Origin of the sequence: Leptospira noumeaensis, assembly GCF_004770765.1 — a bacterium.
Classification (GTDB): Bacteria; Spirochaetota; Leptospiria; order Leptospirales; family Leptospiraceae; genus Leptospira_A; species Leptospira_A noumeaensis.
Genome location: NZ_RQFK01000028.1, coordinates 82,769 through 101,975 on the forward strand (window position 1 = coordinate 82,769; position 19,207 = coordinate 101,975).

Here is a 19,207-nt window from a genome sequence, read left to right on the forward strand (position 1 = left end):
CTTCATGTTGCCGCCTTTTGGAGAGGCCGCTTCATTTTCTCCATATCTTCTGGGTTTGTGATTCCAAGCAATTCGTAAATCCTAACAGGTTGGGTTTTTCCTTTTACTCGCACTAAATCCAGTTCCCGAGCGACCACTCGGTCTTTCACTTTTTCGTAAGTGTATTCAGAAATGATCACATTTGTGGTGTACATTTTATTGGACCCTTCTAATCGGGATCCTAGGTTGATGGTATCACCCATACAAGTGTATTCCATCCTGTGGGAAGATCCCATGTTTCCTACTACCGCTGGGCCGGAATTGAGACCACAACCAATATCGATCACAGGAACATTCCGTTCTGCCCATTTTTGTTGGAGTACTTTTAAATAATCTAACTGAACGAGTGAGGCAACACAAGCATAGTATGCATGATCTTCGAGTGGAACCGGAGCTCCCCAGAAAGCCATAATCGCGTCACCCATATACTTATCAATGGTTCCCTTGTATTCAATGATGATGTCTGTCATTGCTGATAGGTATTCGTTCAGTAACTTCACTAAATCTTCTGGACCTAATTGTTCGGAGATGGTAGTGAATCCGCGAACGTCGGAGAAAAAAATTGTGATCTCTCTTTTGGATCCACCTAGGGCCAGGTTGTCCGGGTGTTTGAGGAGTTCATCCACAACGTCTTTGGATACGAATTTGGAGAAAGTTTGACGAATGTATTTTACGTTTTCTTCTTCTGTTAAAATTCTAAATCCAATGATAGCAACAAACACAACTATCTGTTCGATGGTTACCGATGGAAGGACTGTAATTAAGTTGAAGGTTTGGAAAATATACAACGCGACCACAACATAAAGTAAAAGTTGGGTCAACATAATCGCAAAACCAATATGTGTTTTTACCCTTGGTTGCAAAAATCCAATCATCACACCAAGAGCCACATAAATCAGAAAAATTCCCCAGTTAGGGACTGTGGATAAAAAGTCTTGGTTTAAGATGGTATTAACGGCATGAGCGTGATGCTCGATTCCGGACATATCACCAAACGGAGATAAGTGGGAGTCTTTCGATGCCCCGCGACCGGTTGCATAATACATGGCAACAAGAAAGATTTTATTACTGATTTGGTTGGCTTCAAGAAGTTCCGCATCCCAATCATTGGTCACTTCGAAAATTTCGTTTTGTTTGAAAGAATAACGTCCACCCACAAAATTGATTTCCATTTGCCCTTCCCAGTCAATAGGAATGACAACTTCTCTTTTTTCATTCGGAACTTGCATCACATCTCTTTCTTCAAACTTACGTTCTTTGATGTTAAACTCACGAATGATTTTTTTTGGGATGTTCGACAATTTCACATAATGTCCCATATTGACTTCTACATCTCTTTGGATATCGATCCCATAGTATTTACAAACAATGAGTAAGTCGATAGAAGGAAAATATTCTGTTTCTCTGTCTTTGCCGGAATTGTATACTTTTACAACGAGAGGCATTTTCCGATTCAAACCAGACTCGTCTTTTTTTACGTTCGCAAAACCAAGACCTGCTGATAATTCAGCAATAGGTTCAATCGGAGGTTGTGGGAACTTAACCCAAGAGATTCCTGCATCATTTTCATCGATGACATTTTTCAATTGAAACTTACGGAGGATATCAATTCGTTTTTCTAAATTGAGAACTGCCTCTTTTGATTCCGCACTGACTTCCATTGGAAAGTCGAAGAGGACATTCCGATTCTTTTGAAGAGCTGCTGCCATCTCTTCCGTTTGACCGGGTTTGTAATCTACGAAGAAAATATCGAACATCAGAATGTTGTTCGAATCTTTAAAAGTTTCTATGATGTCAGCGTAATAACTCCAAGGTAAAGGCCAAGTCCCTTGTAGTTTTTCGAGTGACTCTGTTGTGATACCAATGATATTGATATCCTTACGGGCCTTAGCTGGTGGTTGGAACTGAATGTATTCGATACGTCCAGTATCCCCTTCACTTTCGGTTTTTGTATTGGAACCGCGTAAAAATTGGAACCTTGTAGAAACAGAATTTTCTTCCAAATCTTTGAGTGGTTGGAAAGTGTTTACCATTGCATACATAAAAATGGCAATTACATAGGACAACCAAATAGCACCTGACTTCTGTTTGTCTTTGGAAACCTTTTCAATGGTTTTGTATACAAAGTATGAAGAAACTAGTAAGGCGAGCAAACCACCGACGAGGAAGGAAAATTCATATTCCCATCCTGTCATGATGACAGAAATGATTACACCGAGTGTTCCTAAGGTGGCGACGGTAACACTGAGATAGTCCAAAATCGAAAGCGATTTTGATTCTTTGTCGGACATAGAGCCTCTTTATTCGTTTGGGAATTTCCGACCATTATCCCCGAATTTTTAAAGAGACTCAAATGTTTTTGAAAGATTCAGGAAAAAAATTTAGGGAATGGCAGCCCTGATTTTTGAAATGTAATCCGCCAATGCTGCAATGGTTTTGGTTTTGTCCGATCCATTTTCCTCGATGACCCTTTGGATGGCAGAACCAATGATGATTCCGTCCGCATACTGAGAAATTTGGTTGGCTTGGTCCGGTGTCGAAATTCCAAACCCAGCACAAATGGGCAATCGGATGGTATCTTTCAAAAATTTGATCCTTTCTTTCAAATCCACAGAAAACTCGCGTCTTTCTCCGGTAACACCAAAAGAAGTTACATAGTAAATGAAACCAGAAGATGTTTTAGTTAGAGCTTGAATCCTTTTTTTCTCAGAAGCTGGGGTGACCAAATGGATGAGATCCATGTCCCGAACTTTTAGTTCTCGAAACAAAATTTCGCTCTCTTCCGTATCAAATGGCAAATCAGGAATCACAAGTCCTACAATCCCTGATTCCTTGGCACGATCCAAAAATTTCGTAATCCCACAGTGGTAAATGGGATTGAAATAAGTGAGATACACAAGAGGAGTCTCTGGTTTGTGATCATGAATGGCTTTTGTCACACGAAAGATTTCATCGAAGGAAAAACGATTTTTTAAAGAACGAGCGGCTGCCCTTTGGATGACTGGGCCATCAGCAACAGGATCAGAAAAAGGAATTCCGAGTTCTAAAATATCTGCACCATTGTCTAAAATTGTTTTTCCAAATTCGATGGAGTCATTATAGTTTGGATCCCCTAAGGTAAAATAAGGGATAAAGGCTGATTTAAAACTTCCACTCTCAAATAAAGATTTAATTTTACTCATTTACTTTCTTTCACCTAAAAGTCGCAAAACCTCTGTTACGTCCTTGTCACCCCGGCCAGAAAGACAAATGATAAGATCTTTTTTCTTTCCTAAATCTTTGGCAACGTCACGGGCCACATGAAAAGCATGAGCTGTCTCAAGGGCAGGAATGATTCCTTCCACACGAGTGACTTCTAAAAACGAATCTAATGCTTGTTCGTCTGTTACCATCCGGTATTCCACTCTTCCTGTTTGGGAAAGGTGGGCATGTTCTGGTCCAACCCCCGGGTAATCAAGTCCCGCAGACACAGAGTGTGCTGGAACAATTTGACCAAACTCATCTTGGATGATTAAGGTTTTTGTACCATGTAAAAATCCAGTTTTCCCATAGGTGAGAGTTGCTGAATGTTCGCCTGGTTTTGAACCAAGTCCACCAGCTTCCGCACCATAAATGGCAACCTGTTTGTCTTTTAGAAAGGCATGGAACATTCCAATGGAATTAGATCCTCCACCCACACATGCCACGATGGCATTAGGAAGTTTTTTATTTCGTTTTTTAAACTCAGATCTTGCTTCTGATCCTATAAAATCTTGGAAGTCTCGAACGATTGTAGGAAATGGATGAGGGCCAATGGCAGAACCAACAATATAATGAGTTGTGGATACATTCAGTGCCCAGTCTCGCATGGCTTCACTGGTGGCTTCTTTCAGAGTGGCTTCTCCTGCAGTGACTGGAAGAATTTTAGCACCTAACATCTCAATTTTCTTCGCGTTGAGGTTTTGTCTCTCCACATCGACGGCACCCATGTATACCACAGTTTCCATTCCGAACATAGCACCAACCGTTGCTGTGGCAAGGCCATGTTGACCAGCTCCCGTTTCAGCAATGATTCGTTTTTTTCCCATGAAACGTGCGATGAGAGCCTGCCCTATGGCATTATTAATTTTATGAGCACCAGTATGATTTAGATCTTCGCGTTTGAGCCAGATACGAGCACCTCCCCAAAGTTTGGTGAGACGTTCGGCATAAGTCAGAGGACTAGGTCTTCCGACGTAGTTCTTTAAATAGTATTCGAGTTCTTTTTTGAACTTCTTACTTTTCTTTAACTTTTGATAGGTGGATTCAAGTTCTTCTAATGCTTCCGTTAAAATCTCAGGCGAGTAACGACCGCCGAATTCACCAAAATATCCAGGTAGGTTTTTGCCCATATATCCCAAGATGAGAGGATGGGGGAATATGAAAACTGCTTCTTTTGTGGGGGGTGGGGGTTTTTGGGTACAATCTCCCCGCCCTGACTTAAGGGTGGGGAACTAGACCCGCCACCCAATGGCTTCCTTCTATCACATCGCCCGAATTCCGGCCATCCATTCTTCCGATTCTTATGAAAAAATCAAAAGAAGTTCACGTTCCCACTTGCTCTACTGCTTTCTCAAGGCTCTCGTGAAGGTTTCGGATTTGGTTTTGCAATCTTCCTACCAAGTCTTCATTTGTTGTAAAGTTGACGGTTTCTTCGGTCATTGATTTTCGGTCGAGGATGGTAATTTCCCCTTTTTCCAAAAATCCTTTTCCAAGAGTGAGCCTAATGGGAAATCCAATGAGTTCAGAATCCTTAAATTTAAAACCAGGCCCTAGGTCACGGTCATCCCAAAGAACTTCAATCCCTGCTGCCACAAGGGCTTTGTAGATGGATTCAATTTTTGCGATATCGTCTGGATTTTTAGCAATACTCACCAAACAGACAGTAAACGGTGCTATAGATACAGGCCAAAAAATTCCTTTATCGTCATTACATTGTTCGATAACAGTGGCCATACATCGATTCACACCAATCCCATAACAACCCATAGTGGTTGTGGTGGCTTTCCCTTTATCATTGAGAACCGTAATATCAAAGGCTTTGGAATACTTTTGGCCTAATTTAAAAATGTGACCAACTTCAATTCCTTTTTCTGCGGTTAGTCCTGTTCCACAGTTAGGACAAGGATCCCCAACTTTGGATTGCGACACATCGATTTTAGTCACATCTTCTTCTTTGAAAAAGTTAACTAACTTAACCCCTGCTATATGATGATCCACTTCGTTCGCACCAGAAATGTATCCAAAATTCCAATCAACTAACGAATCAATAATGATTTTGAGTGATTCTGATTTTTGAAATCCGGGCCCGATGAATCCAGGAACAAAACCAAGTTTCTCCATTTCCGCTGCGCCCATAGGTCTTAACTCATTGCAAGCCAAATGGTTTTTTAATTTGTTTTCGTTGAGTTCCCGGTCTCCCTCTAAAAAAACAAGGACGTAGGTTCCATCCGCCCATAAAGCTACCGCTTTTAAAAGATTTTCTTCTTTGGTTTTCAGAAACTCAGCCACTTCCGTAATTGACTTTTTAGAAGGTGTATGGATCTTATCATTTCCAACAAACTCTTGTTTTACTACCTTTGGATTTCGAATCACAGGAGTTTTTTCAATATTTCCAGAATATTGGCAAGAAGGACAGATCGTAAGTGTTTCTTCTCCAATCGGAGAGACCACCATAAATTCTTCAGAGGCAGAACCACCCATATTTCCTGAGTCAGCTTGCACTGGGATTGTAGAAAGTCCCATCCCTGCAAAAATCCTACGGTAAGTTTTACGCATCGTTTGGTAAGTTTTGTCTAAAGACTCATCATCCAAATGAAAGGAATAAGCATCCTTCATTGTAAATTCACGAGAACGAATCACCCCAAATCTCGGACGAATTTCATCCCTAAACTTTGTATGGATTTGATACACATTGATAGGAAGATCTTTGTAAGAACGAACCATCGGTTTTACAAGGACACAAAAAGATTCTTCGTGAGTGGGACCAAGGCAACTTTCGTTGTCATGACGATCTTTCAAACGAAACATCTCTTTTCCCATTTTATCCCAACGACCAGACTCTTTCCAGATTTCACTAGGCGTTAGAATCGGAAGTTGGAATTCTAAGGCTCCGGCTCTGTCCATTTCCGAACGAACAATGCCTTCAATTTTTTTTAAAATTCTAAGTCCAAGAGGCAAATAAGAATACAAACCTGCAGCAGATTTACGAATGAGGCCTGCTCTCGTCATCAATTTATGCGAGGCAACAACTGCATCTTGTGGATCTTCTTTTGCCGTAGGAATCAAATAGGAACTAGCTTTCATCGATCTTTTCTCTTTTATTTATCTACAATTCAAATTATCAAAAATTAAAAAATACGCATCACATCATTGAACGAAACATAAAGTCCAAGGCCAATGAGAAAGAAAAATCCCAATCGAAAAATAGCTTCGATTGCTTTTCTCGGGAGTGGTCTACCCGTAATGGCCTCATAAGCATAAAGTACAATGTGTCCGCCATCAGCCATAGGGATTGGTAATAAATTCATAACCATAAGGGCAAGTGAAATTTTCGCAACAAAGTCAAGGTAAGTCACCCAACCGTATTCCAAACTAATTCCTGCAATTTGTACAATACCAATCGGTCCAGAGAGATTTTCTTTTGGAGAAAGTAATCCAGAAAACAACATTCCAATTCCTTTTAAGGTAGTGGATACGTTTTCATAAACCTTATTGGATGCACCGACTAATGAAGAGTATACGGTTGATTCTTTCCGTAACTTTTCTGCTTCAAACTTCATAGAAGCACGAAAACCAAGAAGTCCAATAGGTTTCAAATTGGCATCAGCCGAATATTTCATATTCCCAATCCAAATATCTTTCCTACCAGAGTTGTTTTTTAAGTATTCGGAAAGAGAATCTGCCTTATCAAAAATTTTGTCTTGGATTTTGATATTCGAAAGTCGATTCTCAATTTCTGCATCATAACTATCCAAACGGAAATAAGGAATCCCAAGTTCAGGAAACTTGGGATGTTTGATATCCCAAAACTCAAATACATTGGCACCTAATACAGGTATTTGGATTGTGACAGTTTCAGTCGCCCATGGTGTTAGAAGTGGATAGGTTTTTCTTTCTACGACAACAGGAATGGTTTTTCCTTGGTGTTTTCCTAGTTCTGTTTGTAACTCAGGGACAGTATGAACATCCACACCTGCCACTTGCAAAATCATATCTCCATCTTTTAAAAAAGATAGAGCTCGCCTGCGGAGAGATTTTTCTCTCTCCTGGATTTCTCTTTGTTTTAAAAGTTCTTCTGGGATTTCATCCTTTCGTTCTTCAATTTTTTCCTGAAAGTAAACAGAAGATTTATCTTCACGATCGAGTAAGTTCGCGATAAAGTGGCTGATTTGTTCCCCGTAGGTAAAAGTAGCCACCACTCGTCTTTCTCCAAATGGCATCACTCCAATGGTGGGATGTCCACCCGCAGAATATAAATTGGGTACAATTTGTACGGATTTAACTTCTTCTTCACGTTTATAAGAAACTTCGATTGGATCACCCGTAGTCAAACTCACATTGGTAAAAATATCTTCGAAACTTTCAGTTTTTTTCCCGTTGATGGAAACAATTTGATCCCCAGTGCGAAGGCCTGCGCTGTAAGCAGGACTAGAAACCTTGTTGGCATCTTCGATAAAAATGCGATTAGAAGAAGGACTATCACCTGAAAGTTCCAATATAAACAACAAAACAAAACCTAACACCAAATTAGCGAAAGGCCCACCAAGAACAGGAATCATTCGGCGAAGTGGTGGTGTGGAAAGTAAATCCCCTTGTCGTGGTTTTTTATTTTTAGAATAATCATCTCCACGAAAAAGAACATAACCACCAATAGGAATGGCTGTAATTTGGTAGATGGTTTTCCCAATTCTTTTTTTCCATATCCCTTTTCCATAACCAAGAGAAAAAATCCGAGCTTCCACTCCAACTAACTTCCCACATAAGAGGTGTCCCAATTCATGGATAAAAATAGAAACAGCTAACATGAATACGGCGCCAAATATCATTACGATCATACAGTCACTCCCCCTTTTACAAATTCTTTTTGAATATAATTACGAGATTCTCTATCTTTTTCTAAATACCCTTCCAAATCATCAGGGAAGGAATTAGAAATTTTATTTAAGGCCGATTCAATTAACTTTGGAATGGCGGTAAAAGAAATTTTTTCATCTAAAAATAATGCAACAGCTTCTTCATTAGCTGCGTTAAACACACAAGGAGCCGTACCCCCTGCCCTACCTGCTTGGAACGCTAAGCGAAGACCCGGATAACGACTGAAATCTGGTGGAAAAAATTCCAAGGTTTTCCAAGTTCCAGGTTTTCTTTCAATTAACATCTTTGGTGTTGGTGTTGGATAAAATAAAGAATGAGCTATGGGATAAATCATATCGGGATGGCTCGTGTATTGCAAACAAGCTCCATCCATCGTTTCAATGATTCCGTGGGTGAGTGATTGCGGGTGGATCACCACTTCAATTTCGTCATAGGAAAATCCAAATAAATAATGAGCTTCGATGACTTCTAGACCCTTATTGATAAGGCCTGCAGAATCCACAGTAATTTTTGGTCCCATCGACCAAGTAGGATGGCTTAGCGCCTGTTTTACGGACACATGTTCCAATTCTTCGATAGGAAGGGTTCGAAAACTTCCCCCCGAAGCAGTGAGAGTGATGGCACGAATATTGGATCTTTTTTCTCTTTCTATTAATTGAAAGAGTGCATTGTGTTCGGAATCCACAGGAACCATCAAGGTATTGTGTTTTGCCACCAAACGATTGATGAGTGGGCCAAAAGTAACCAGTGTTTCTTTATTGGCAATGGCTATTTTTTTTCCCGCTTCGATGGCGGCGATGGTTGGTTTTACACCGCGCGCTCCGACAACGGCTGTTACAACCACAGAAACAGAAGGAAGACGAACCAAATTCGATAGGGAATCCTCTCCATAAAGAATGGTAGTAGATTTGTATTTGGATCCAAGGCTACCTTCTAACTTCGAATCGGTGATAGAAATCACTTCTGGAGAAAATTCATCCATCAGTGATTTTGCCAAATCTAAATTAGAATGAACTGAAAAACTACGTAAAGAGAAAGAATCTCTAAATTGACGGAGCACCTTCACTGTCGAAGAGCCAACAGAACCAGAAATTCCTAATACGGATACTCCAACCATCTAACTCTTAGACCGATCCAGATCTGAGAATCAGACCGCGTAACCGAGAATTCCCTTAAATAGGAAATAATAATAAATCACAGGAACGGTAAATAAAAGTGCATCGGCCAAATCTAAAACCCCACCGTGACCAGGAATCAAACTTCCAGAATCTTTGATTTTGGCATCTCGTTTCATAGCAGACTCAGCCAAGTCTCCCATCACCGAAATGATAGAAACGACAAAAGCTACGATAATGGATTCTAAAACTCCAATCGGCAATTTCACACCACTAAAATGTTCCCAAGTAAAATTGAGAATTTGGACACCGAGTACAGCAGTGATATTTCCAGTCACATACCCTTCCCAAGTTTTTTTAGGTGAGATCTTTAGGCCCGCAGGATGTTTTCCAAACCAACGACCGCCAAAATAAGCACCTGCATCACTCATAAAAGTAATCACAGACACAAGAAAGATATAATAAGCACCAAAAGGAAACGCGAGTAGAAGTAAAAAATGACCGATGGGAATGGCTAGATAAATTGGACCGAGTATTGTCGCACTCGCTGAAAACAGAGCACCATCTAATGGGCGTTTCAGAATTTGCAAAATCCAAACAGTCAGAGATAGAGCTATGAGTAAAAACGGAATCGGATGGAATCCTTCCCGTAAAACCTTTGACAGCTCTAAAACAAAAGCAGGAGGAGTGACTTCAAATTGAAGGCCCAAAAACTGAATGTAGTAAACAGTAAAAATCAAAAGTGAAAAGATAAGGCCTGTTCCAAAAAAAGGCTTGGAATCTTCTCTTCTGCAAAATGCATACAATTCTTTTAAACCCAAGTAGATGGTAATACAACCAAAGGCATAAAATTCCAAATAGTAAAAGGAACTATGGAAGATCATAAACACATAGACAAAAGTCAATACGATTGCAGATAGAATACGGAGTGTTGTCTCACTCATAACAAACCACCAAATTTACGTTTTCGGGAATCAAAAAAAAGAAGGGCTTCCTCCAAAGAGGTTCTTCCAAAGTCCGGCCAAAGTGTATTTGTAAAATACATTTCAGCATACGCACTCTGCCACAAAAGAAAATTGGATATCCTTTGTTCTCCCGCAGTTCTGATCAATAAATCTACCGGCGGCAAAGGGGATGTATACAAATATTTTTCAAATTCTTTGGGACTAATGGGTTTGTCCAAAGTCTCTTTTTTGGACTTACGCACAGCCATGATCCGAGAAAAGTTACTGAGGATCTCTTCATGGCCACCATAGTTTAAACAAAAGTTGGCAGTCAGTTTTTTGTTCTTTTTTGTGACAGCCATCGCATGGTCAATCTTACTTAAAACAGTTTTAGAAAGTTTATTCCGTGCTCCACTGTGGTGGATGCGAATTCCTTTTTCGTGGATGGAATCGAGTCTAGTTTCAATAAACTCAACTAACAAACCAAAGATGGCTTGGATTTCAGTGATAGGACGTTTCCAGTTTTCAGTGGAAAATGCATAGAGAGAAATGTTGGGGATTTTATATTCCAAGGCCACATCCAAAAGGCGATCGATTGCGTTCGCCCCTTCTCTATGGCCTTCGGTTCTTTTTTTCCCTTGGCTTTCGGCCCACCTTCCATTTCCGTCCATGATGACAGCAATGTGGGCAGGGATTGTGTTCAACTTCATAGAAAATTAAAGAGTGGTGATCTCTTTTTCTTTTTCCTTTTCTAAATCTCCCAATTTGGCAATATAAGAATCCGTAATTTTTTGGATTTTATCTTGGTGGCCTTTGAGTTCGTCTTGGGACATTTCTGCCTGGTGTTTTTTTAATTCATCATTGGCATCACGGCGGATATTACGAATGGCAACTTTTTTTTCTTCGGACTTTTGTTTGACCACTTTAGCCAATTCTTTTCGTCTTTCCCCTGTTAGCTCGGGAATATTAATACGAATGCTAGTTCCATCGTTGTTAGGTGTGAGCCCAAGACTTGCTGCAAAAATAGCTTTTTCAATGTCTTTCAACATTCCTTTTTCAAAAGGAGTGATAAGGATCATACGAGGTTCTGGACAAGCAATTTTACCAAGTTGGTTGAGAGGTGTGAGTGTTCCATAATAGTCCACTCTTACGTCTTCAACCATCATTGGACTTGCTTTTCCGGTACGAATCGTACCGAAGTCTTTTTTCAAAGCATCAACCGTTTTGTCCATTTTGGACTGCATGGATTTTATAATTTCATCTACCATCTAAAATCACTTCCTCTGAATTGGAGATTAACGTACCAATTGGCTCTCCATCGATTAATTTTCTTAAATTTCCTGCCTTAAAAATATCAAACACAATGATGGGCATATTATTGTCCATACAGAGACTGAGAGCAGTTGAATCCATAACCTTTAATCGGTGTTTGATGGACTCCATAAAAGAAACTTCTAGGTAACGTTTTGCCGTTGGATCTTTTTTAGGATCTGCAGTGTACACTCCGTCCACTTTTGTGGCTTTAAGGATGACTTCACATCCCACCTCCACTGCACGTAACGAAGCAGTAGTGTCCGTTGTAAAATACGGATTTCCTGTTCCACCGGCAAATATAATGACACGATTTTTTTCTAAATGGCGAACCGCACGTCTACGGATATAAGGTTCGGCCACAGATTTCATTTCGATGGCGGAAAGAACTCGAGTAAACATCCCTTGTTTTTCGCATGCATCTTGTAAGGCGAGACCATTCATGATGGTGCCTAACATTCCCATGTAGTCTGCAGTAGCTCTGTCCATTCCAGACTTTGCTAAGGTTTCGCCACGGATCATATTTCCCCCACCGACAACCACAGCAACTTCGAGACCTAAGTCATGAACTTCTTTGATTTGTCCGGCAAGTGAAAATGTTTTATTGGTATCAATACCAAGTTCACCCTCGCCGGCAAGAGCCTCGCCGGAGAGTTTGATAAGAATTCTTTTGAAACGCGGACTAGTTCCCACCTACTTGGAACCTCGAGAACCTACCAACAGTAATGTTCTCTCCAAACTTCGCAATGGCTTCTTGGAGAAGGTCATTGATGGTTTTGGAGTTGTCACGAATCGATTTTTGGTGGATGAGACAAATCTCTTCAAAGTATTTTTTCATTTTACCTGGAAGGATTTTTTCGATTTGGTCTGCTTTTTTGCCTTCTTTTTCAAGAAGTGCTTTTTGCACACCCATCTCATTGTCAATTTCTGACTGAGGAATGGATTCTTCGTTTACATACAGTGGGTTCATCGCAGTGATTTGAAGAGCGATCTCTTTTCCAAGAGCTTCAAACGCTTCATTGTTTGCCACGAAGTCAGTTTCACAGTTAAGTTCTACAAGAACTCCTGTTTTTCCTGTTCCGTGAATGTAAGCGATGACCTTACCTTCACCAGTTTCGCGACCAGCACGTTTCGCTGCTTTCGCTAAACCTTTTTCTCTTAAGTATGTAACTGCTTTTTCAATATCGCCACCCTTTTCTTCGAGGGCTTTTTTGCAGTCCATCATCCCCGCGCCAGTACGTTCGCGGAGATCTTTAATTTGTTCGGAGCTAACTGCCATTAGTATTATCCTTCTGTAGTAGGTTTTACTTCTGCTTCCGTTGCTGCTACAACTTCTGCTGCTTTTTTCGCTGCTTCTGCATCCACAGGGATGTCTTTTGCAACTGGAGGAAGTTCATCGTCCATAATGAATTTTCCGGATTCGTCATACTCACCTTGGTATTCAAGAGCAAGTTGTTCTGCGTCCATATCTTCAGCAAAATTAGTTTGGATGACTTCTCCACCTGTTCCTTCGAGTACAGCATTTGCCATAGTATCGAGGAATAAAGAAATCGCACGAATCGCATCATCGTTACCTGGAATTGGGTAATCGATTGGCTCTGGATCACAGTTTGTATCAATCACTGCAAACACTTTCAAACCAAGTTTTTTTGCTTCTTTTACAGCAATTTCTTCTTTTTTAGGATCGATTACAAAAAGAATCTCAGGCACAACAGCCATATCTTTAATTCCACCAAGTGTTTGGCGGAGTTTTTCTAACTCACGTTTGAGTGAAAGTGCTTCTTTTTTAGTTCTAGCTTCTTGTTCGAAAGAGTTGTTCTCTTCCATTTGCTCAAGTCTTTTCAAACGAGCAATTGACTTCTTCACTGTGTTCCAGTTAGTCAAAAGTCCACCTAACCAACGGTTAGATACGTAGTACATACTGCAAGCTTGTGCGGCTCTTTCAATCGCGCCACGAGCTTGTTTTTTAGTTCCTACAAAAAGAACTTTCTTACCTTGACCGGTAAGTTTTTTCAAAGCATCGTAAGCTTCTTTTGTTTTTTGAACAGTCTTTTGAAGGTCGATGATGTGAATTCCGTTACGAGCAGTATAAACATACGGGCTCATTTTTGGATTCCAACGACGTGTTTGGTGACCGAAGTGTACGCCTGCTTCTAGCAGACTTTTCATGGAAATTACTGACATAGTTACCCCTTTTTTAATGCGAGATATCCAGACGCTACAAGACCAACGATACTTGCAGGGGTTAGCTGGAACTCGACTTTAATTATGTAAAGCTCTAATGATACTGGTGAATCGAACAAAAACCGAGAGAGGTATGTTGTGCCAAGAAGTCGGTCAAGGACCACTCCAGCCACAGCTCCCGCCATCAGTCCCAAAAAAAGCACCAAAAGTAGGTTCCCGATTTGGGTTTTGTTCATCCAAAAGCACCTTTGTCAAGCTTCCCTGTCAGGATTTGGAATTTAGGCAGATTGTCAAGGGGAAAGGCAGAAGAAGGTTTCCAAAATGGACTTTGGGCGCCATTTCCGGCTCTCCCTCGACGAGGGCGCTCGGTCGATCCGGGGCGCGGATGGATTCTAAGGATCCAAATCTTAAATCACCTACACCCAACAACTATACTTATTATAAACGGAGGCATGTTCCGCAGTTTTATATGCTGTTTTTATTTTGGTTGAGAAACAGATAGAAAAATGAAAAAATCAAATTACACTTTTTGAATAATTCAATAAATATTCTTTAGAATTATATTGCGAAATTTGTTACTTAGAAATCTAAACTAAAATTTACAATTTTGGAGATTTTGATAATCAACAGTGAAGTTATCACCATCCATTACTCCTAAGAATCGGAAGCGCTCAGGATTTTTAATAATTAACCAAAAAAGCGATTTGATGAAAATATATTATGTCGCATATGATAATAAAATTTTCGATTATAGATTAAACTATCCAAAATCAGTTATTTTTTAACTTTCATAACCTATCATTTCGGTTATTTCAAAAAAAATGATGAATAACGTTCATTTCGTTCTAAAAACGCTGTAAAACCGTTTTTAGCGGTCTGACAGATTAAAAATATTAGAAACAGAATATTCTAATATTTTTAATATCTTTTCATGGCCATACGAGGTTATATGGATAGATTTTTGTTAATTGTTATATCAGGATTTGCAATTGTAGGCTGTGATTTTAACACCCCGAAGGGGAAATTGCCTCCATTCCTATCAGTTACTCCAGCGCCAAAATTTCCTGCTCTCATAGTCCCAGAAAATTTTTCGCCTACGCCTATTACTGCGGATGAAGTTAAATCGATGGAGAGTTTCAAGAATATTGAACACAAAAGAGGACATGATCTGCTTGAATCTAAAATGATTCAACTAGAAGGATTCAAAAGTATCAATGAAAACTTAAAAAACATTACGGAAGATGAATTGAAATTCCTTGGTCCCGTAGAAGGCTATAGTCCAGGCATGACTATAGAAGAATATTCAGATCAAGTCATACAGCAAATGATGGTTGAAGCTGAGAAATTTCCCGTACCTGTTCTGGTGGAATTCCGCTATGAAATCGTTTCTTGGATATATCGATTGCAATCATTAAAACAAGTATGTACTCCTGAAAATAGCGAAGAATGCCTGATTCTGGGGAAACTTTCAGAGAAGTATTTATTACTTAGAGAACGGATAATTGAAATGACTGGTAGAAAATATGCTGAGGAAATTAGAAATAAATGAAAAATAAAATACTATGTTTAATCTTTACAATGGTATTTGGATTGCCTTTACAGGCGAGTCAATTGAGCGAATTTTTTGATGAATTTAATGCAACATTCAACGGTATTCCAACTCAATCCCAATTGTTGGAAACATTTGTCATGGCTCTATTAGCCAAAACTGAAGCCGCAGGAATTTTTAATGATAGTCTTGGGCAGAAGTGCTTTTTAAAAAACCGTCCGACTGACATGCCGAGAGGAAATATTTCTGAGACAGATGTATTAAATAACAATCGAAGGCACATAATATTTTGGGGAGATTCAATGACAGATTGGATTGATAGAATCCCTAAGAAATTTCCGTTCCCAATAATTGGGGACCAACAGGTTGACATCCCTGTGGATCCTTATGTTTATTATGGTGCAAATTGGAATTTAATAGATAAGCGAGCTGTAGGTGGGACAACTACTGAAGATCTAAGAAAGCACTTCGATATAAAAGGTGGAAGTAATCCTAGCTTATTTTTCCCTAATCCTGCAACTGATACACATATCAATTTAGAAAATAAAAATGCAGTAATATTATACGGTGGAAATGATATCGTAAGATACGAATCATTACTAAAAGCTATTCCATGGTTAACAGTATTTCGTCATAATGCTGTAGTTAATAATTTAAATAGAATTGTTACTTATCACCAAGCACAAGGTGCAAAAGTACTGCTTTTAGGTCATACTCCTAGACCATCTGTTCCTGATTTCAATTTTTTTGGAGATCAAGGCATTTTCGGTGATTTCATGAATTCAATTCTAAGTCAGACGTTAAGTGCTTTGGTAGGTGCCATTCAAGTTGGAGGTCAAGCCCTTTCTGATATTACAACATGCATAAACATGGGACAATGTCACAAACCACCAAATGTGGTTGAAATGACTGCCTCAGCTATCTACGCCGGTGCAAGAGAAAGAGAAGCAGAGAAATTTCTTGCTACAGCTTTGAATATGTCCGCTAGCAAAAGAACCGATTCTACTTGGGTATCTAAGGAACTTGCATACCAAACTATTATGATAAAAAATCTAGTGGCAATGCAAAGAAATACTGAATATATGGATGAGTGGCTTGAATTTGCGGACTGGGGACAAGTGGCACGGGGGCAATGGTGGGCTGGAAATCCTACATTATATGACGGAGATTCTATTCATTTCTCCCACCCTTGGGGTCATTCACTTCATGCAACGTTAGTTTCAAATAAAATAACCGCTCTTGGTTGGTGGAATAATCCTATACCATCACAAGGTGACCGTTGTAATTTTACTAATTCAGCGACTTTTCAAACTGGACAACCCGTAGGTTGGACACCAGAGCCACCGGAACTTCCTGAAGCAAATGAGGATGCAATGTTACTTTTATTGCTTTGTTTTTATTTTGGGTACTGTAGTTTTTGAATATGAAAGACGTGTTAAAACTAATTAGTATTTTTCTGTTTGGTTTGTTTTTGGGGTGTTCGAATGACGGCAAAATAACAAGTCCATTTTCTGAAAAGAAAGAAAGTGACAAAAGGGTTTGTGGAGCATTGTATTTATATTGCCAAGAGCAGTTTAATCAGTGCACCAATAACCCCGAAACAACTGGAACCTGTGGAAGGTCTTACCAAGATTGTAATAATACAGTAAGAGGTTGCATTCTAAATTGAGCTTTAGATTTACTTTTCTCTTAGTTATTTTTTTAAATTTTTGTGTCTCCTGTAAAGAGGATAGCGTTACAGAGACTCGGAATTTAGATTTGGAATCTAAAGTTGAAAAAGAAAACTTTATTGAAATTAGTAAAAAGGCAGTTAAATCTACCTGCGAACATAAACTAATGAAAGTAACTATTTTGCCTCATCCACCAAATTTTGATGAGGCGAGATTGATTGATTTTTGTTTTTATGAAAAAATAAATGGGTCATTTAAATTTTACTCCGGGAACCAGCCAACAAAAGCAATTTTGGAAATCGATGATGAAAGCTCTATTAAATGGTAAGTTAATTTTAAGTTTCTGCCTATTATTCGCGAATCCAATATTTTCCGAATCTACTTGGCAAAATGGATATATTAATTTGAAAGACGGTTATCAGATAAATGCGGAATATTCACATGAGACTGGCGGAAATTATTATCTAAGACAGGGCAAAAACGGACATGTTATTGATAAGAATAAAGTGATATCGATTGTTGATAAGGAATATGTTGAATTAATATCCAACTCATCACCTACTCGAAGTTTAATAGAGAGTGTTTTTTACTTTCAAAGTGGTTCAACTTATACCAACATAAGTTATGAGTCTAAAAAGAAAAACGACTTGTGGGCTTTTGGAATTAAATCGGTGTCTTTCGCAAGCATGGCATTCTTTTTTAGTGAAGCTATCTCTAGCCAAAGGAGAGTTCAAAATTCTACATATCTTTTGGATTATGATAAATCGAGGGCAAAATTTCTTAATGCAAGGGAAAACTTTACCTATTCCATTGCACTATTCTTCTTTATAACCGCATATTACGCAATAGATGCTTATGTAAATTTTGATACGGATTCAATTGGAGAAAAAACAAATACTTTTAAGGCGAAAGAAATACGTTTAGAAGAATATTTGAGATTACAATATCCAGAATCTAAAAGTGGCATTAATTTTGAAAAAAATATTCCTACATTAGTTTCTTATGAAAAAAGCTATAATTTTAATTTTTAGCATTTTTATATCATGTATCAGAGAGTCTGGACCTTCTTTGGAAAAATCTACATTATTATTCGGTTTTATATATTCAAACCTAGAAGGCTGTAGATTTCTTTCAAGAAACTCTAACTCAGACAATGAATACTGTTCTGCAGTAAAATTTGGGGATTGTACTGTAGATAGACAAGAAATTTTAAATAAGAATAGAACAACCAAGTTCATCAAAGGACTTGAGAATTTGGCTTTGACAATCAATCAATGTACTATTGATGCCTATAATGAAATTCAGTATATTAAATCTTTAGGTGAATACACAGATCCATACATCGCAAAAAAAAATGAGTCCCCAAATTTAAATTCTTATTCGCCTAATTTAAATTGTGCTGGATTTCAAATTACCAACAAAATGACTAATTCCGAACTAGAATATTTGTATGATGTTAATATTTACCTGGCTATTTTTGCACAAAACAGTAACTGTAGTTTATTGATCCCTCTTTCTGATGTTGAAAGATTGTTTGTAATTAATTACAAAAAAGGTGAAAAATTAATTTTTACAACAAGATTGTAAACTACTAATTCGGATTTGCATCGTCAGTTTACCAACATTGTTCAAAAATAATATTATAAAAAAAACTAGAATCGGGAAAAAAGGATCTGCAACGAACAGGCCTCAATAACGGCACTTTGGATATATTTATAGTATCGAAGGAGGCCAGATAGACAATTGAAGGAGAAATCTTTATGGGATACGTAATTTATATATCAGTCGTTATGTTGGTTGCTCCTATTTGTTGTATATTAGGAGAAATCTATTTTCGTTCCAGACAAACCAAGGTTTTGGATATCACATGGAAGTGACTCCTATTCTGGGCGATCGGGATCCGACTCGCAAGCGCAGGGATCAGCCAGGTAATAAATCCCACATTTACAGCAGGAATTTTACAATTAAGTGAATCCGTCCATATCATCATCAGAGAATTAGGATTTGCGAATTTACTTATGGGAGGACTCGCCGTCTTATAGTTATTTTTTCCATCCCTGCGACTTGCGGCAACCATGGGCGGACTTTATCTGGGAGCGGCAGGTTTACTGCACATCATTCGCGGAATTGATTATGTCAACTTCAAAGAAGCCACTGCATTAATCTCTGATATTTGGGCACTATTCATTGTTCTCGCAAATTATTTATAGCATTTGATGAATTACCTTAAAACAAAACATAACTAAGTTTTGTGCCTTAGTACAGAATCTAACTTTTTAT

The 19,207-nt window shown here is 38.8% G+C and carries 19 protein-coding genes; 6 read left to right on the forward strand and 13 right to left on the reverse strand.

The genetic code is table 11. The features are described 5' to 3' along the window. Positions 1–2: 2 nt before the first annotated feature. The 13 genes from EHQ24_RS15645 to EHQ24_RS15705 form a co-directional block, all read right to left on the reverse strand. A complete protein-coding gene (locus EHQ24_RS15645) occupies positions 3–2,330 on the reverse strand; it encodes an adenylate/guanylate cyclase domain-containing protein (RefSeq protein ID WP_135602566.1) in 2,328 nt (775 codons plus the stop codon). A gap of 90 nt (positions 2,331–2,420) precedes the next feature. Continuing rightward, entirely contained in the window at positions 2,421–3,221 is an 801-nt protein-coding gene (gene trpA, locus EHQ24_RS15650; RefSeq protein ID WP_135602567.1) for a tryptophan synthase subunit alpha, read from the reverse strand. Beyond that, positions 3,222–4,409, reverse strand: coding sequence for a tryptophan synthase subunit beta (gene trpB / locus EHQ24_RS15655; RefSeq protein WP_135602568.1), 1,188 nt, complete (start codon positions 4,407–4,409; stop codon positions 3,222–3,224). A gap of 193 nt (positions 4,410–4,602) precedes the next feature. Beyond that, positions 4,603–6,363, reverse strand: coding sequence for a proline--tRNA ligase (locus tag EHQ24_RS15660; RefSeq protein ID WP_135602569.1), 1,761 nt, complete (start codon positions 6,361–6,363; stop codon positions 4,603–4,605). Between the two features lie 44 nt (positions 6,364–6,407). Continuing rightward, positions 6,408–8,114 (reverse strand): site-2 protease family protein, encoded by a 1,707-nt coding sequence (locus EHQ24_RS15665; RefSeq protein ID WP_135602570.1) that lies wholly within the window; start codon positions 8,112–8,114, stop codon positions 6,408–6,410. Next, positions 8,111–9,271, reverse strand: coding sequence for a 1-deoxy-D-xylulose-5-phosphate reductoisomerase (gene dxr, locus EHQ24_RS15670; RefSeq protein ID WP_135602571.1), 1,161 nt, complete (start codon positions 9,269–9,271; stop codon positions 8,111–8,113). The genes EHQ24_RS15665 and dxr overlap by 4 nt, the downstream gene beginning before the upstream one ends. Before the next feature lie 30 nt (positions 9,272–9,301). After that, positions 9,302–10,213, reverse strand: a complete 912-nt coding sequence (locus EHQ24_RS15675) for a phosphatidate cytidylyltransferase (protein ID WP_135602572.1) — start codon at positions 10,211–10,213, stop codon at positions 9,302–9,304. Next, entirely contained in the window at positions 10,210–10,884 is a 675-nt protein-coding gene (locus EHQ24_RS15680) for an isoprenyl transferase (protein WP_408611738.1), read from the reverse strand. Before EHQ24_RS15680 ends, EHQ24_RS15675 begins: the two co-directional genes overlap by 4 nt. A gap of 45 nt (positions 10,885–10,929) precedes the next feature. Further along, positions 10,930–11,481 carry a ribosome recycling factor gene (frr, locus tag EHQ24_RS15685; protein WP_135602574.1) on the reverse strand — a complete coding sequence of 184 codons (552 nt, stop codon included), beginning with the start codon at positions 11,479–11,481 and terminating at the stop codon, positions 10,930–10,932. Next, positions 11,471–12,217 carry a UMP kinase gene (gene pyrH, locus EHQ24_RS15690; RefSeq protein WP_135585145.1) on the reverse strand — a complete coding sequence of 249 codons (747 nt, stop codon included), beginning with the start codon at positions 12,215–12,217 and terminating at the stop codon, positions 11,471–11,473. The genes frr and pyrH overlap by 11 nt, the downstream gene beginning before the upstream one ends. Continuing rightward, positions 12,207–12,803, reverse strand: coding sequence for a translation elongation factor Ts (tsf, locus tag EHQ24_RS15695; protein WP_135579135.1), 597 nt, complete (start codon positions 12,801–12,803; stop codon positions 12,207–12,209). The genes pyrH and tsf overlap by 11 nt, the downstream gene beginning before the upstream one ends. A gap of 5 nt (positions 12,804–12,808) precedes the next feature. Then, a complete protein-coding gene (gene rpsB / locus EHQ24_RS15700; protein ID WP_135602575.1) occupies positions 12,809–13,708 on the reverse strand; it encodes a 30S ribosomal protein S2 in 900 nt (299 codons plus the stop codon). A 2-nt stretch (positions 13,709–13,710) separates the two neighbouring features. Then, entirely contained in the window at positions 13,711–13,944 is a 234-nt protein-coding gene (locus EHQ24_RS15705; RefSeq protein ID WP_020776532.1) for a hypothetical protein, read from the reverse strand. A 713-nt stretch (positions 13,945–14,657) separates the two neighbouring features. Here EHQ24_RS15705 and EHQ24_RS15710 point away from each other — a divergent pair. From EHQ24_RS15710 to EHQ24_RS19410, 6 genes are all read left to right on the forward strand, one after another. Further along, positions 14,658–15,257, forward strand: a complete 600-nt coding sequence (locus EHQ24_RS15710; protein ID WP_135602576.1) for a hypothetical protein — start codon at positions 14,658–14,660, stop codon at positions 15,255–15,257. Further along, positions 15,254–16,678, forward strand: a complete 1,425-nt coding sequence (locus EHQ24_RS15715) for a hypothetical protein (protein ID WP_135602577.1) — start codon at positions 15,254–15,256, stop codon at positions 16,676–16,678. The genes EHQ24_RS15710 and EHQ24_RS15715 overlap by 4 nt, the downstream gene beginning before the upstream one ends. Positions 16,679–17,015: 337 nt before the next feature. Further along, positions 17,016–17,255 (forward strand): hypothetical protein, encoded by a 240-nt coding sequence (locus EHQ24_RS15720; RefSeq protein ID WP_135602578.1) that lies wholly within the window; start codon positions 17,016–17,018, stop codon positions 17,253–17,255. Beyond that, positions 17,233–17,958 carry a hypothetical protein gene (locus EHQ24_RS15725; protein ID WP_135602579.1) on the forward strand — a complete coding sequence of 242 codons (726 nt, stop codon included), beginning with the start codon at positions 17,233–17,235 and terminating at the stop codon, positions 17,956–17,958. Before EHQ24_RS15720 ends, EHQ24_RS15725 begins: the two co-directional genes overlap by 23 nt. A 37-nt stretch (positions 17,959–17,995) precedes the next feature. Beyond that, positions 17,996–18,514 carry a hypothetical protein gene (locus tag EHQ24_RS15730; RefSeq protein WP_167483091.1) on the forward strand — a complete coding sequence of 173 codons (519 nt, stop codon included), beginning with the start codon at positions 17,996–17,998 and terminating at the stop codon, positions 18,512–18,514. 488 nt (positions 18,515–19,002) lie between these two features. Continuing rightward, positions 19,003–19,137, forward strand: a complete 135-nt coding sequence (locus EHQ24_RS19410) for a hypothetical protein (protein WP_279633560.1) — start codon at positions 19,003–19,005, stop codon at positions 19,135–19,137. Positions 19,138–19,207 lie beyond the last annotated feature (70 nt).